This is a genomic window from Streptomyces sp. NPDC006463 (assembly GCF_042870715.1).
Lineage (GTDB): Bacteria > Actinomycetota > Actinomycetes > Streptomycetales > Streptomycetaceae > Streptomyces.
In genome coordinates this window covers 1-12065 of the sequence record NZ_JBIAHP010000017.1, presented here as the reverse complement: position 1 = coordinate 12065, position 12065 = coordinate 1, and the positions used below count along the sequence as shown (strand labels likewise).

Below are 12065 nucleotides of genomic sequence, written 5' to 3'. Positions count from 1 at the left end.
CGAAGCGTCTCCCTTTCGCACCAGACTCCGGTGAAGGCCGGAGCCTCGGACTTGGCGACTTTCACCTCCTCCTCCCCCATCGGCAAGATCTACACCCCACCGACTTCGGAGTCGAGAGACAGCGATGCGTGGGGCCTTAAGGCTCGCCAGTCCTCACAACCGAACATATCCCTCTATGACGGTTGTCGGCACCCGCTACCGGAACGTACTTCCGTTCAGGTGGCCGTTCCCTCTTACTACCTGCAACGATGGGCCTTCCCCGGCAGTTCCAAATCTATTCACGGGATTTTTGGTCTGTCCGAGTTGCGGCCACCACCGCCGCCCGCAGACCGGCCACGCCCCCCGGATCCGCGGCACGCAGCGCCCTGGCCGCCTCCGCCAGCGTCGCCCCGGTGGTGATCAGGTCGTCCACGAGCACGACCACGGCCCCGCCGGTCAGCCGCGCCCCGCCACGGCACACCTCCAGGGCCCCGGAGAGGTTCTCCCGGCGCTGCCGGGCCCCCAGCCCCGCCTGGTCCGCCACCGCCCGCCTCAGCCGCAGTACGGGCGCCACACGCGCGGGCACACCGGCCCGCCGCAGCCGCCCCGCCGCGGCGAAGGCGATCCTGCGCGCCGGGTCGTGCCCGCGCGCCCGGACCTGCCGCCGCGCCGACGGGACCGGCACCAGAGCCACCTCCTCCCCCGCCCCCGCCCCACCCGCCCGCACCGCCGCCGCCAGGGCGGCGCCGAGCGCACCGGCCAGGGGCAGCGCCCCGCGCTCCTTGTGCGCCAGCAGGACAGCCCGGACCGGCCCCTCGTACACGGCGGCCGCATGGACCACCGGCAGGCCCTCAGGCCGCGGAAACGGCCTCGCCCGCGCCGTGACGGCCCCGCTCAGCGCCTCCCGGCAGCCGGCGCACAGCAGTACCCGGGACGCCCCGCAGCCCGCGCAGTCGACCGGCAGGACCAGCCCGGCCAGCTCCTGCCACCACCCCCGCATGCGTCCACTCTGCCGACCACGCACCGGCGCCCGCCACCCCTGTGGACAACGGACGCGGAGGCACGTCAGCCCGGATACACCGGAGCCCGGCCGCCCGGCATCACCGTGCGCCACTGCGCCCCCGGCGGCAGCCACACGATCCCGTCGTCCTCGGAGAAGGCCACCACCGGCTTCGGCTTCGACTCGTCCTCCGTGGCGGCCACCGCGACCTCCATCAGCCCCGTGGCCCCCGGCAGACCCGCCGCCACCATCGAGCCGTCCGCGAGCATGTAGCGGGCCTGCACGATCCCACCGCTCTCCCGGCCCACGACCAGCAGCCTGCCCCTCGGCGCCCAGCTCATCGCCGTCACGTCCGCCATCTGCGGAGCCGCCGGGCGCAGCTCGCGCACCGACACCGCCGAGACGTCACCCTTGCCGTCGGGCCTCTCGATCCGCCCGACGTACAGGTTCTTGCGGGCGCCGTCCCGCTGCACGAGCAGCGCGATCCGCGCCCCGTCCGAGGATGCCTTCAGCGAGGTGATCCGCCCGCCGTCCAGCCCGGCCACCTGGACCTTCTCCGGCACCCCGGTCCCACCGGGCACCCGCCACAGCCCCAGGTGCTGCGGATCCTGGTCGGCGAACCACAGGTCGCCCGCCGCGTCCCAGCTGGGCGCGGTCAGCGTGTTCGTCTTGTTCCCCTTGCCGGGGTACACCGGCTGCGGCATGGCACCGGACCCGGACATCGGCACGACGTACAGCCCGTGCCCGTCCTGCGAGACCACGGCCGCGCGCCGCTCGTCGTACGTCACGGCCGCCGAGAGGACCTTGAACCCCGGCGGGGTGGCCAGCGGCCCCGGCACCGGTTCGGGCTTCTGCTGGACCTCGCTCGAAATGTCGAGCTTCAGCCGGACCAGCCGGTCCGCGTCGTCGACGAAGTACTGGTACTCGGGGATCTTCGGACGGTTGGCGATCGCCGCCGCGCTCACCTCGGTCACCGAACACAACGAGGACGACTTGCCGTCGGAGCGCAGCAGTTCGACCTGTTCCAGCCGGGAGCCCGTCAGGTCCTTGACCGTGTAGAGGAGTTGGGTGGCCATCTTCCGGCACTGCGGCTGCGCGACGTTGTCGGCCTTGTCGTTGAGCGGCACGCGCAGCGTGTTCTGGCCGTCGTACGAAAGGGACTTGGTGCCCGCCCGCAGTTCCGTGCCGGTCGGGAAACTGGACTCGACGACCGGGCTGAGCCACCTCGACGGCCCGGCCAGCAGCGACTGCACCGTCTGCGTGGTGGGGTCCATCCGCGAGTCGGGGTCGCTGCGCTGGCGCACGTACACGGGGTCGGCGACCAGGTGGTCGCCCGCGAAGTAGTACTTGTTGACCGGCATGTAGATCCGCTGGAAGTCGGACTCGCTCAGCACGAGGCTGCGCGGCGGAGTCGCGATCCGCCACTGCTTGTCCTCCTGGACGAGCTGGAGGAACTCCTCGAACGCCCCGCCGCCGGTCTCCGGCTGGTACGCGCTGCGCTCGTCCACGGTCGCCAGCTTCTTGCCGGTCACCTTCCAGCGCGGCCCGTCGGGGTCCTTCTCGCCGCGGACCGGGGACCGGTCGAGGCCGCCCCTGAGCACGGTAACGGCGGAGCCGGGCTTCCAGCTCTTGGCCTGCTCCTGCGTGAGGTACTTGCGAGCCGTCTCCAGCTGCGGGTCGTCGCTGGTCATCGCCTCCAGGAAGCCGTCGACGATCTCGGCCGCACTGGCCTTGTCGGCGGGCGGTACGCCGAACACCCGGACCTGGGAGTCGACGCCCTGCGAGCCCTGCACCGAGCGGATCTCGCCGTGGTCGGGCATCGAGGCACACCCCGCCAGCAGCAGCCCGGCGACACCGAGGGCGCAGGCCCGCACGGTGCGCAACCGCCTGCCCCGCGTCCGGGCGCGCGCGGCCCTGGCCTCAGCGTCCACGGGCATCGCCATCGGCGTCGGCATCGGTTCGATCCTCCTGTGGTGCCTGCTCGGCCGGCCGGGCCACGACCCTGGCTCCATTGCCCGGCAGTGCCGTCGGGTCGGCGGGTACGGGCAGCGCGCCGGCGACCGGCGACCGCGGCGGTATCGGCGACCGGTCACCGCCGTCCGCCGGCTGCCGGTCCGCCGCACTGCCCGCGGCGTCGGCTGCGGCCCTGGCCCGGTTGGCCCGGGAGTCCTCGGGTTCCAGCGGGATGGGCGAGCCCCGCAGCGGCTCGTCGGCGGTGCGCGGCAGGGTCAGGCGGAACTGCGAGCCGCCGCCCGGCTCGCCCCACGCCTGGAGCCAGCCGCCGTGCAGCCGGGCGTCCTCGACGGCGATGGACAGACCGAGGCCGGTGCCGCCCGTCGTACGGGCCCGCGCCGGGTCGGCCCGCCAGAAGCGGTTGAAGACGCGGGTGGCCTCGCCGGGCTTGAGCCCGACGCCGTAGTCCCGTACGGCGACCGCGACGGCCCCGCCCGCGGACGCCAGCCGGACCACCACATCGCGTCCCTCGCCGTGCTCCACGGCGTTGACGACCAGATTGCGCAGCACCCGCTCCACCCGCCGGGCGTCCGCCTCGGCGATGACCGGCTGGGTGTCGCCGAGGACCCGGATCCGGGTCCCCTTGTGCTCGGCGAGCGGCTCGGCGCCGTCGATGACCCGGCGTACGACGTCGCGCAGGTCGATCGGCTCGGCCTCCAGCGCGGCCGCGCCCGCGTCGAACCGGCTGATCTCCAGCAGGTCGGCGAGGAGCGACTCGAACCGGTCGAGCTGCCCCGCGAGCAGTTCGGCGGAGCGCGCCGTGATCGGGTCGAAGTCGACCCGGGCGTCGTGGATGACGTCCGCGGCCATCCGTACGGTCGTCAGCGGGGTGCGCAGCTCGTGCGAGACGTCCGAGACGAACCGGCGCTGCATCCGCGACAGCTCCTCCAGCTGCTGGATCTTGAGCTGGAGGTTCTGCGCCATCTTGTTGAAGGCCTCGCCGAGGCGGGCGATGTCGTCCTCGCCCGTGACCTTCATCCGCTCCTGGAGCCGGCCCGCCGAGAGCCGCTCGGCGATCCCGGCGGCCATCCGTACGGGGGTCACGACCTGGCGCACGACGAGCCAGGCGATGCCACAGAGCAGGACGACGACGAACAGGCCCGCGGTCACGATGGTGACCTTGATCAGGTTGAGGGACTCCTCCTCCTGCGTGAGCGGGAAGAGGTAGTACAGGTCGTACGGGTCCCCGTTGATGTCGGTGAGCCGCTTGCCCACGACCAGCGCGGCCTCGGGTGCCTTCTCCCCGGCCCCGGCGGTGTACCGGATCTCGGAGAAGGTCTTGAAGGTGCCGGCGGAGTGGTTGACGGCCCGGCGCAGCGCGATCGGCACACTGGCGGCCGGGTCCACGTTGCCCGAGGCGCGGGCGCCCTTGACCCCCTGCGTGCCGGGCAGGACCTGCTCGCCGGTGCCCGCGCCGAGCGCGACCACCTCGAAGGCGGACTGACCGCCACTGGCGAGCTGCTTGACCAGCGAGTTCATCCAGGTACTGGCATCGAGCCCGACCTTGTTGTCGGCGGAATCCGGCCCGTCCACGGTCGCGGGGGCGTTGGCCTTCTCCTGTGCGACCGCGAACCCGCCCGCGGCCTGGCTCTGCGCCGCCTCCTCCTTGACGTCGAGGAGGCCCTTGCTGACCTGGGCTATGACGACGAAGCCCAGGGCGAGGACCACGGCGAGCGAGATCAGCAGCGTGGCGGCGACGACCCGGAGCTGGATGTTGCGACGCCACAGCCGGACAGCCGGAAGCAGCGGCCGGCGCAGGAGACGCACGAACAGCCGCAGCACAGGGCCGCCGGGCGCTCCGTCCTGGAGCAGCCGGCCGCCCCTCAGCGCTCCCCAGCGGGAACCGGCCCGGTCCCTGCCGGACTGCACGTCAGCTGGGTCCGGCCTTGTAGCCGACACCGCGCACCGTCACGACGATCTCGGGACGCTCCGGGTCCTTCTCGACCTTGGACCGCAGACGCTGTACGTGCACGTTGACCAGCCGGGTGTCCGCGGCGTGCCGGTAGCCCCAGACCTGCTCCAGCAGCACCTCACGGGTGAAGACCTGCCAGGGCTTGCGCGCGAGAGCGACCAGCAGGTCGAACTCGAGCGGGGTCAGGGCGATGGAGGCACCGTCCCGCTTGACCGAGTGCCCGGCCACGTCGATGACGAGGTCACCGATGGTCAGCTGCTCGGGAGCGGGCTCCTCCGACCGGCGCAGGCGGGCCCGGATGCGGGCCACCAGCTCCTTCGGCTTGAACGGCTTGACGATGTAGTCGTCGGCGCCGGACTCCAGGCCTACGACGACGTCGACCGTGTCGCTCTTCGCCGTGAGCATCACGATCGGCACGCCCGACTCGGCCCTGATCAGCCTGCACACCTCTATGCCGTCCCGTCCGGGCAGCATGAGATCGAGCAGTACCAGATCGGGCTTCGCCTCCCGGAAGGCAGCCAGCGCCTTGTCACCGTCCGCTACGAACGACGGCTCAAAACCTTCTCCACGCAGCACAATGCCGAGCATCTCGGCCAGCGCGGTGTCGTCGTCGACGACAAGGACTCGTCCCTTCATGCTTGACATCATCCCATTAGCTAATCGTTACCTGGCGGTGAGCTGTCCCACAGCCAAAAGGGCTGGAAATCGCCCCTCGGACCTGCGTGGAGATCAGGTCAACCAGTCTGCCCCGGATCCGGGTGACAATTGAAGGTACGGGCTGCCGCGGATCCGGGGGGACGGCTGGTCCGTTCGTGGACCTCACGTGGCACGATGGCAGCGACCAGCGCCCCCGCCGCAGCAGGTGCACGTGAAGGAGCGACGATGAACGACTCTCCGGGCTGGGCTTCGCCCGGATCCTCTCCGTCCGACGGCGAGCGACCTGGGGCACCCTCCGATCAGCAGGCTTCCGGCGACTCGAAGTGGTCCGCCGAGCAGCCGCCGCCGGGAGACTGGTCCGACCCGGCCTCCGGCCCGACACCGCCTCCGCAGGCACCGCCGCAGCAGGGCCAGGGCTGGGGACCGTACGGCGGCCAGCAGCACCCGGGCCAGTACGGAAGCCCGTACGGCGGCCAGTACGGCTACCCGGGCGGCCCCGGCCAGTGGGGCAAGCCCCCGGCCGCCAAGCCCGGCGTGATCCCGCTGCGCCCCCTGGACATGGGCGAGATCCTCGACGGCGCGGTCGCCACCATGCGCGCCCACTGGCGCTCGGTGCTGCCGATCACGCTGGTCGTGGCCACGGTGGTGCAGGTGATGAGCGTGCTCCTGCAGAAGTACGTGATGTCCGACCTGGCCCTCGCCGCAGACCCCGCGGCGGACATCGAGCAGACGATCAACACCCTGGGCACCGCCTCGGCGGTCTCGTTCGGAGCCCTCTTCATCCAGGCCCTCGGGGGCATCGTGGCCACCGCGATGCTCACGATGATCTTCAGCCGGGCGGTCCTCGGCAACACCTCCACGATCTCCGCCGCCTGGCGCGAGGCCCGTCCGCAGCTGCTGCGCCTGGCCGGACTGACGCTGCTGATGGGATTCGGCTTCGCCCTCCTCATCGTCGTGCTGATCGTGCCGGGCATCCTCGCCCGGAGCGTGGGACTGGCCGTCCTCGGCGGCTTCGCCGCGCTCCCGCTGGCCGTCTGGCTGTGGACCAAGTACAGCCTGGCCTCCCCCGCCCTGATGCTGGAGAAGAGCACCGTCTTCAAGTCGCTCGGCCGCTCTTCCAAGCTCGTCAAGGGCGCGTGGTGGCGCATCTTCGGCATCACGCTCCTCACCAGCATCATCACCGGCATCATCGCCGCGATCATCGTCTGGCCGCTGACGTTCCTCGGCGTCGCCCTCTTCGGCGGCGGCATGGGCGGCCTGCAGGCCGGCACGGCCTCCACCGCCTGGGGAGCGCTCGTCCTCTCCGCCATCGGCGCGATCATCGCGCAGACCATCGTGATGCCGATGCAGTCGGGCGTCACCGTCCTCCTCTACGTGGACCAGCGCATCCGCCGCGAGGGGCTCGACCTGGAGCTCGCCCGGGCCGCAGGCGTCGAGAACTACGGCACGACCGGAGGCTGACACACCGATGACGGGTACGGGGGGCCTCATCACCCGCGCCACGGCGCTCCTGCCGGGCACGGCGACACCACCGGTGACGACACCGCGCGAGCCTGCCCAGGAGGCGGCAGAGCGCGAACTGTCCAAGCCCATGTACCACCAGAACGACCCGGGGCTGCTGGACCGCGCCCTGCGCAAGTTCTTCGAATGGCTCGACGACCTGTTCGGCGCCGCCTCCGGGGCGACCCCGGGCGGCGGGCTCGGCATCGTCGTGATCGTCCTCCTGGTCGTCCTGGCCGTCGGCGCCCTGTGGTGGCGGCTCGGCTCCCCCAGCCGGGCCGTCTCCGGCGCGGGCGTCCTCTTCGACGAGGGCATCCGCAGCGCCGCCGACCACCGCACGGCCGCCGAGGCCCACGCCGCCGCGGGCCGCTGGACCGAAGCCGTCCAGGAGCGCATGCGCGCCGTCGTCCGCTCCCTGGAGGAGCGGACCCTGCTCGACCCCCGGCCGGGCCGCACCGCCGACGAGGCCGCCGCCGAAGCCGCCGTCTGCCTCCCGGACCACGCCGGGGACCTCCGCGCGGCCGCCCGTACCTTCGACGACGTCACCTACGGCGGCCGCACCGCCGACGCCGACGCGTACGCCCGTATGCGCGCCCTCGACCTCACCCTGGACCGCGCCAAGCCGCTCCTGACGGGACCCACCGCATGACCGGCCCCATCCCCGGCCCCATCCCCGGCCCGACCGCGTCCGGCACCGACTCCGGCAAAACCGGCGCCGCTGCCGGAACCGCGGCCCCCCGCACCGGCCGAGCGCAGCGGATACGACGGACGCGCCGCGTCCTGGCCTTCCTCGCCGTGCTCGCCGCAGGCGGACTCGTCCTCGCCGCCCTCGACTCCGGCACCCGCCACGGCACGCTCGACCCCCGCTCCGCCGACCCCTACGGCAGCCGGGCCGTCGCCGAACTCCTCAAGGACCGCGGCGTCACCACCCGCGTCGTGACCACCGCCCGCGAGGCCGCCGACGCGGCCGGCCCCCGCACCACCCTCCTGGTCACCGAGCCCGACCTCCTCGGCACCACCCAGCGCGGCGTCCTCCGCTCTGCCATGGACCTCTCCGGAGGCCGCACCGTCCTCCTCGCCCCGGGCAGCCACAGCCTCCCCGACCTCGTCCCCGGCGTGCACACGAAGGGCGACGCCGCGTCGGACACCCTCGCCCCGGCCTGCACCCTGCCGGCCGCCACCTCCGCGGGCCGCGCGGACACCGGCGGCGGCCTCCGCTACACCACCACCCTCCTGCGGGCCACCGCCTGCTACCCCAGCGGCGGCCATCCCACCCTCCTCGTCCTGCCCACCGGCACCCGCGGCGGCGACACCGTCCTCCTCGGCGCCGAGACGATCCTCCTCAACGAGAGCCTCGCCGAGGAGGGCAACGCCTCCCTCGCCCTCCAACTCCTCGGCTCCCGCCCGGACCTCGTCTGGTACATGCCGTCCCTCGCGGACTCCGACCCCGCGACCCACAGCGGCGAGGACAAGACCCTCTTCGACCTCATCCCGGCCGGCTGGTCCTGGGCCCTGCTCCAGCTCTTCGTCGCCGCCGTCCTCGCCGCCCTCTGGCGCGCCCGCCGCCTCGGCCCCCTCGTCACCGAGAAGCTGCCGGTCGTCATCCGCGCCTCCGAGGCCACCGAGGGCCGCGCCCGCCTCTACCGAAAGGCCAGGGCCCGCGACCGCGCCGCCACCGTGCTGCGCGCCGCCACCCGCGAACGCCTGGCCGCACTGCTCGGCGTACCGCACACCCAGGCCCACGACCCGTCCGCGCTGACGCCCGCCGTCTCCGCCCGACTCACCGGCGAACCGCAGACCAGGGACGTTTCCGCCCTGCTCTTCGGCCCCACACCCTCCGACGACGCGGCACTCGTCGCGCTCGCCGACCACCTCGACGCCCTCGAAAGAGAGGTCCGTACGTCATGACGTACCCGGCCACCGAGTCCACGGCTGCGACCGCGGACAGCGCCCGCGCTTCCCTCGAAGCGCTCCGCACCGAGATCGGCAAGGCCGTGGTCGGTCAGGACTCCGCCGTCACCGGTCTCGTCGTCGCGCTCCTGTGCCGCGGCCACGTGCTCCTCGAAGGCGTCCCCGGCGTCGCCAAGACCCTCCTCGTACGGGCCCTCGCCGCGTCCCTCGAACTCGACACCAAGCGCGTCCAGTTCACCCCGGACCTGATGCCCAGCGATGTCACCGGCTCCCTCGTCTACGACGCGCGCACCGCCGAGTTCTCCTTCCAGAACGGCCCGGTCTTCACCAACCTCCTCCTCGCGGACGAGATCAACCGGACCCCGCCCAAGACCCAGTCCTCCCTCCTCGAAGCGATGGAGGAACGCCAGGTCACGGTCGACGGCACGGCCCGCCCGCTCCCGGAGCCCTTCCTCGTCGCCGCCACCATGAACCCCCTTGAGTACGAGGGCACGTACCCGCTCCCGGAAGCCCAGCTGGACCGCTTCCTCCTCAAGCTCACCGTGCCCCTCCCCTCCCGCGCGGACGAGATCGGCGTCCTGACCCGGCACGCCGCCGGCTTCAACCCCCGCGACCTGCACGCCGCGGGCATCCGCCCGGTGGCCGGACCTGCGCATCTCGAAGCCGCCCGCGAGGCCGTCTCCAAGGTCTCGGTCTCCCCCGAGATCGCCGGCTACGTCGTCGACATCTGCCGCGCCACCCGCGAATCGCCGTCCCTCACCCTCGGCGCCTCCCCGCGCGGTGCGACCGCCCTGCTGGGCACCTCCCGCGCCTGGGCCTGGCTCACCGGCCGCGACTACGTCACCCCCGACGACGTCAAGGCCCTCGCCCTGCCGACCCTCCGCCACCGCGTCCAGCTGCGCCCGGAAGCGGAGATGGAGGGAGTCACGGCCGACGCCGTCATCACGGCGATCCTCTCCCACGTCCCCGTCCCGCGCTGATGGCCCTCACCGGACGCGCCGCCCTGCTGGCGGCCCTCGGCAGCATCCCCGTCGGCATCCTCGAACCGAGCTGGACGGGGATGCTCGCGGTCAACGGCCCGCTCGCGCTGGCCTGCGCGGTCGACTACGCCCTGGCGGCGCCCGTCCGCACCCTCGGCCTGACCCGCTCGGGCGACGCCTCCGTCCGCCTCGGCGAACGGGCGGACGTCCACCTCACCGTCACCAACCCGAGCCGCCGCCCGCTGCGGGCCCACGTCCGCGACGCCTGGCCCCCCAGCAGCTGGATCCCGGGCACGGAGACGGCCGCCTCCCGGCACAAGGTCGTGGTCCCCGCGGGCGAACGCCGCCGCCTGACGACCCGCCTCCTGCCCACCCGGCGCGGCGACCGCCAGGCCGACCGGGTCACGATCCGCTCGTACGGCCCGCTGGGCCTGCTCTCCCGGCAGGGCGCCCACGTCGTCCCGTGGACGGTCCGTGTCCTGCCGCCCTTCGCGAGCCGCAAGCACCTGCCGTCCCGGCTGGCCCGCCTGCGCGAACTGGACGGCCGTACGAGCGTCCTGACCCGCGGTGAGGGCACCGAGTTCGACAGCCTCCGCGACTACGTACCCGGCGACGACACCCGCTCCATCGACTGGCGCGCCACGGCCCGCCAGAACAAGGTGGCCGTCCGTACGTGGCGTCCAGAACGCGACCGGCACATCCTGATCTGCCTGGACACCGGCCGCACCTCGGCGGGCCGCGTCGGTGACGCCCCGCGCCTGGACTCGGCGATGGACGCGGCCCTGCTCCTCGCAGCCCTGGCCACCCGCGCCGGCGACCGCGTGGACCTGCTGGCCCACGACCGCCGCCCCCGCGCCCAGGTCATGGGCCGCCCGGCGGCCGACGTCCTTCCGTCCTTCGTGAACGCGATGGCCCCGCTGGAACCAGAGCTGGTGGAGACCGACTCGCGCACCCTGGTCTCCACCATCCTGCGCAGCGCCCCGCGCCGGTCCCTGGTGGTCCTCCTGACGAGCCTGGACGCGGCCCCGGTCGAAGAGGGTCTCCTGCCCCTCCTGCCACGCCTCACCCAGCGCCACACGGTCCTCCTGGCCTCGGTGGCCGACCCCCACGTCGCGGAGATGACGACATCCCGCGGCGGTGTGGAGGAGGTCTACGAGGCCGCGGCGGGCACCCAGTCCCAGTCCCAGCGCCGCCGCACCGCCGACCAGCTCACCCGCCACGGCGTCCACGTGGTCGACGCCACCCCGGACACCCTGGCCCCGTCCCTGGCCGACGCCTACCTGGCCCTCAAGGCGGCGGGCCGTCTCTAGCCTCCCGACCTGTTCCATCTGAAGGCTTCACAGCGACGGGCTGGATACGCTGGTCGGGCACCCACCAGGAGGACACCATGGCCGACCTCACCCCCGAGCAGATGCGCCGCATGCACGATTTCGCGGAGCAGCTCGCGGAGCTGGCGGAGCACCAGGAGGACCAGTGGAAGGTGCAGACCACCGACGGTCAGATCTTCCTCACGATGATGAGCCCCACAGCTCCCCACGGGCTCAACGTGGTGCGGCTGCGCCGCCAGATCGAGGCCCAGACCCCAGAGGTCATGGCCCTCAACGACACGAACATGGGCGATCCTCAAACCGGCCTGACCAAGGTCCCCGATCTCATGGTCATCGCGGAAGAGGACACCGACGACACGGCGAAGGCCGTCAACTCCCGCGATGTCCTGATGGTGGTGGAGGTCGTCTCACGCACGAACTCGCTCACCGACATCCGCGACGAGCTGCACGACTATCCGAGGATGGGGGTCCCGCTGTACGTCGTCGTAGACCCCCGCAAGGACAAGAAGACCGTCACCGTGCACAGCGACCCCTCAGCGGGGCCCGACGGTATCCGCTTCCGCAAGGCCGTCCCCTACGCCTTCGGGGACACCGTCATTGCCGGCCGCTGGACGCTCGACACGAGCAGCCTCAAGAGCTATCCCGCCGACTGGTGAAACAGCGGGTGCCGGCCCATGCGATCTGGTCCTGAACGCAGAAAAGCCCCGCACCGGACCCGTAAAGGTCTGGTGCGGGGCTTCCGCAATGATTGTTCGGCGGCGTCCTACTCTCCCACAGGGTCCCCC

At 72.6% G+C, this 12065-nt stretch carries 10 protein-coding genes; 6 read left to right on the top strand and 4 right to left on the bottom strand.

Annotated elements, in window-relative coordinates; translation table 11 throughout:
• Window positions 1-274 precede the first annotated feature (274 nt).
• From ACFYOB_RS27610 to mtrA, 4 genes are all read right to left on the bottom strand, one after another.
• Window positions 275-979 (bottom strand): ComF family protein, encoded by a 705-nt coding sequence (locus tag ACFYOB_RS27610; RefSeq protein WP_388563892.1) that lies wholly within the window; start codon window positions 977-979, stop codon window positions 275-277.
• Window positions 980-1044: 65 nt separating this feature from the next.
• Window positions 1045-2934 carry an LpqB family beta-propeller domain-containing protein gene (locus ACFYOB_RS27605; RefSeq protein WP_388563890.1) on the bottom strand — a complete coding sequence of 630 codons (1890 nt, stop codon included), beginning with the start codon at window positions 2932-2934 and terminating at the stop codon, window positions 1045-1047.
• Window positions 2900-4861 carry an MtrAB system histidine kinase MtrB gene (mtrB, locus tag ACFYOB_RS27600; protein ID WP_388563888.1) on the bottom strand — a complete coding sequence of 654 codons (1962 nt, stop codon included), beginning with the start codon at window positions 4859-4861 and terminating at the stop codon, window positions 2900-2902. The genes ACFYOB_RS27605 and mtrB overlap by 35 nt, the downstream gene beginning before the upstream one ends.
• A gap of 1 nt (window position 4862) precedes the next feature.
• Window positions 4863-5552 carry a two-component system response regulator MtrA gene (mtrA, locus tag ACFYOB_RS27595; protein WP_200904315.1) on the bottom strand — a complete coding sequence of 230 codons (690 nt, stop codon included), beginning with the start codon at window positions 5550-5552 and terminating at the stop codon, window positions 4863-4865.
• Window positions 5553-5786: 234 nt separating this feature from the next.
• Between mtrA and ACFYOB_RS27590 the strand changes: the two genes are divergently transcribed.
• The 6 genes from ACFYOB_RS27590 (at window position 5787) to ACFYOB_RS27565 (ending at window position 11936) form a co-directional block, all read left to right on the top strand.
• Window positions 5787-7022, top strand: a complete 1236-nt coding sequence (locus ACFYOB_RS27590) for a hypothetical protein (protein WP_388563886.1) — start codon at window positions 5787-5789, stop codon at window positions 7020-7022.
• A gap of 7 nt (window positions 7023-7029) precedes the next feature.
• Window positions 7030-7710, top strand: a complete 681-nt coding sequence (locus ACFYOB_RS27585) for a DUF4129 domain-containing protein (RefSeq protein WP_388563884.1) — start codon at window positions 7030-7032, stop codon at window positions 7708-7710.
• The gene (locus ACFYOB_RS27580; RefSeq protein ID WP_388563882.1) at window positions 7707-8969 is read left to right on the top strand and encodes a DUF4350 domain-containing protein; all 1263 of its coding nucleotides are present in this window, start codon (window positions 7707-7709) and stop codon (window positions 8967-8969) included. Before ACFYOB_RS27585 ends, ACFYOB_RS27580 begins: the two co-directional genes overlap by 4 nt.
• Window positions 8966-9952, top strand: a complete 987-nt coding sequence (locus tag ACFYOB_RS27575) for an AAA family ATPase (RefSeq protein WP_388563880.1) — start codon at window positions 8966-8968, stop codon at window positions 9950-9952. Before ACFYOB_RS27580 ends, ACFYOB_RS27575 begins: the two co-directional genes overlap by 4 nt.
• Window positions 9952-11262 (top strand): DUF58 domain-containing protein, encoded by a 1311-nt coding sequence (locus ACFYOB_RS27570; protein ID WP_388563878.1) that lies wholly within the window; start codon window positions 9952-9954, stop codon window positions 11260-11262. The genes ACFYOB_RS27575 and ACFYOB_RS27570 overlap by 1 nt, the downstream gene beginning before the upstream one ends.
• Window positions 11263-11339: 77 nt before the next feature.
• Window positions 11340-11936: a Uma2 family endonuclease gene (locus tag ACFYOB_RS27565; RefSeq protein ID WP_388563876.1), complete on the top strand. Its 597-nt coding sequence runs from the start codon at window positions 11340-11342 to the stop codon at window positions 11934-11936.
• The last annotated feature ends 129 nt before the right edge of the window (window positions 11937-12065 follow it).

Excerpts from the sequence above, each read along its gene's own strand:
- ACFYOB_RS27610 (WP_388563892.1), bottom strand. The coding sequence starts at position 979 with ATGCGGGGGTGGTGGCAGGAGCTGGCCGGGCTGGTCCTGCCGGTCGAC.
- ACFYOB_RS27590 (WP_388563886.1), top strand. The coding sequence starts at position 5,787 with ATGAACGACTCTCCGGGCTGGGCTTCGCCCGGATCCTCTCCGTCCGAC.
- mtrA (WP_200904315.1), bottom strand. The coding sequence starts at position 5,552 with ATGATGTCAAGCATGAAGGGACGAGTCCTTGTCGTCGACGACGACACC.
- ACFYOB_RS27605 (WP_388563890.1), bottom strand. The coding sequence starts at position 2,934 with ATGCCGACGCCGATGGCGATGCCCGTGGACGCTGAGGCCAGGGCCGCG.
- ACFYOB_RS27580 (WP_388563882.1), top strand. The coding sequence starts at position 7,707 with ATGACCGGCCCCATCCCCGGCCCCATCCCCGGCCCGACCGCGTCCGGC.
- ACFYOB_RS27570 (WP_388563878.1), top strand. The coding sequence starts at position 9,952 with ATGGCCCTCACCGGACGCGCCGCCCTGCTGGCGGCCCTCGGCAGCATC.
- ACFYOB_RS27565 (WP_388563876.1), top strand. The coding sequence starts at position 11,340 with ATGGCCGACCTCACCCCCGAGCAGATGCGCCGCATGCACGATTTCGCG.
- ACFYOB_RS27585 (WP_388563884.1), top strand. The coding sequence starts at position 7,030 with ATGACGGGTACGGGGGGCCTCATCACCCGCGCCACGGCGCTCCTGCCG.
- ACFYOB_RS27575 (WP_388563880.1), top strand. The coding sequence starts at position 8,966 with ATGACGTACCCGGCCACCGAGTCCACGGCTGCGACCGCGGACAGCGCC.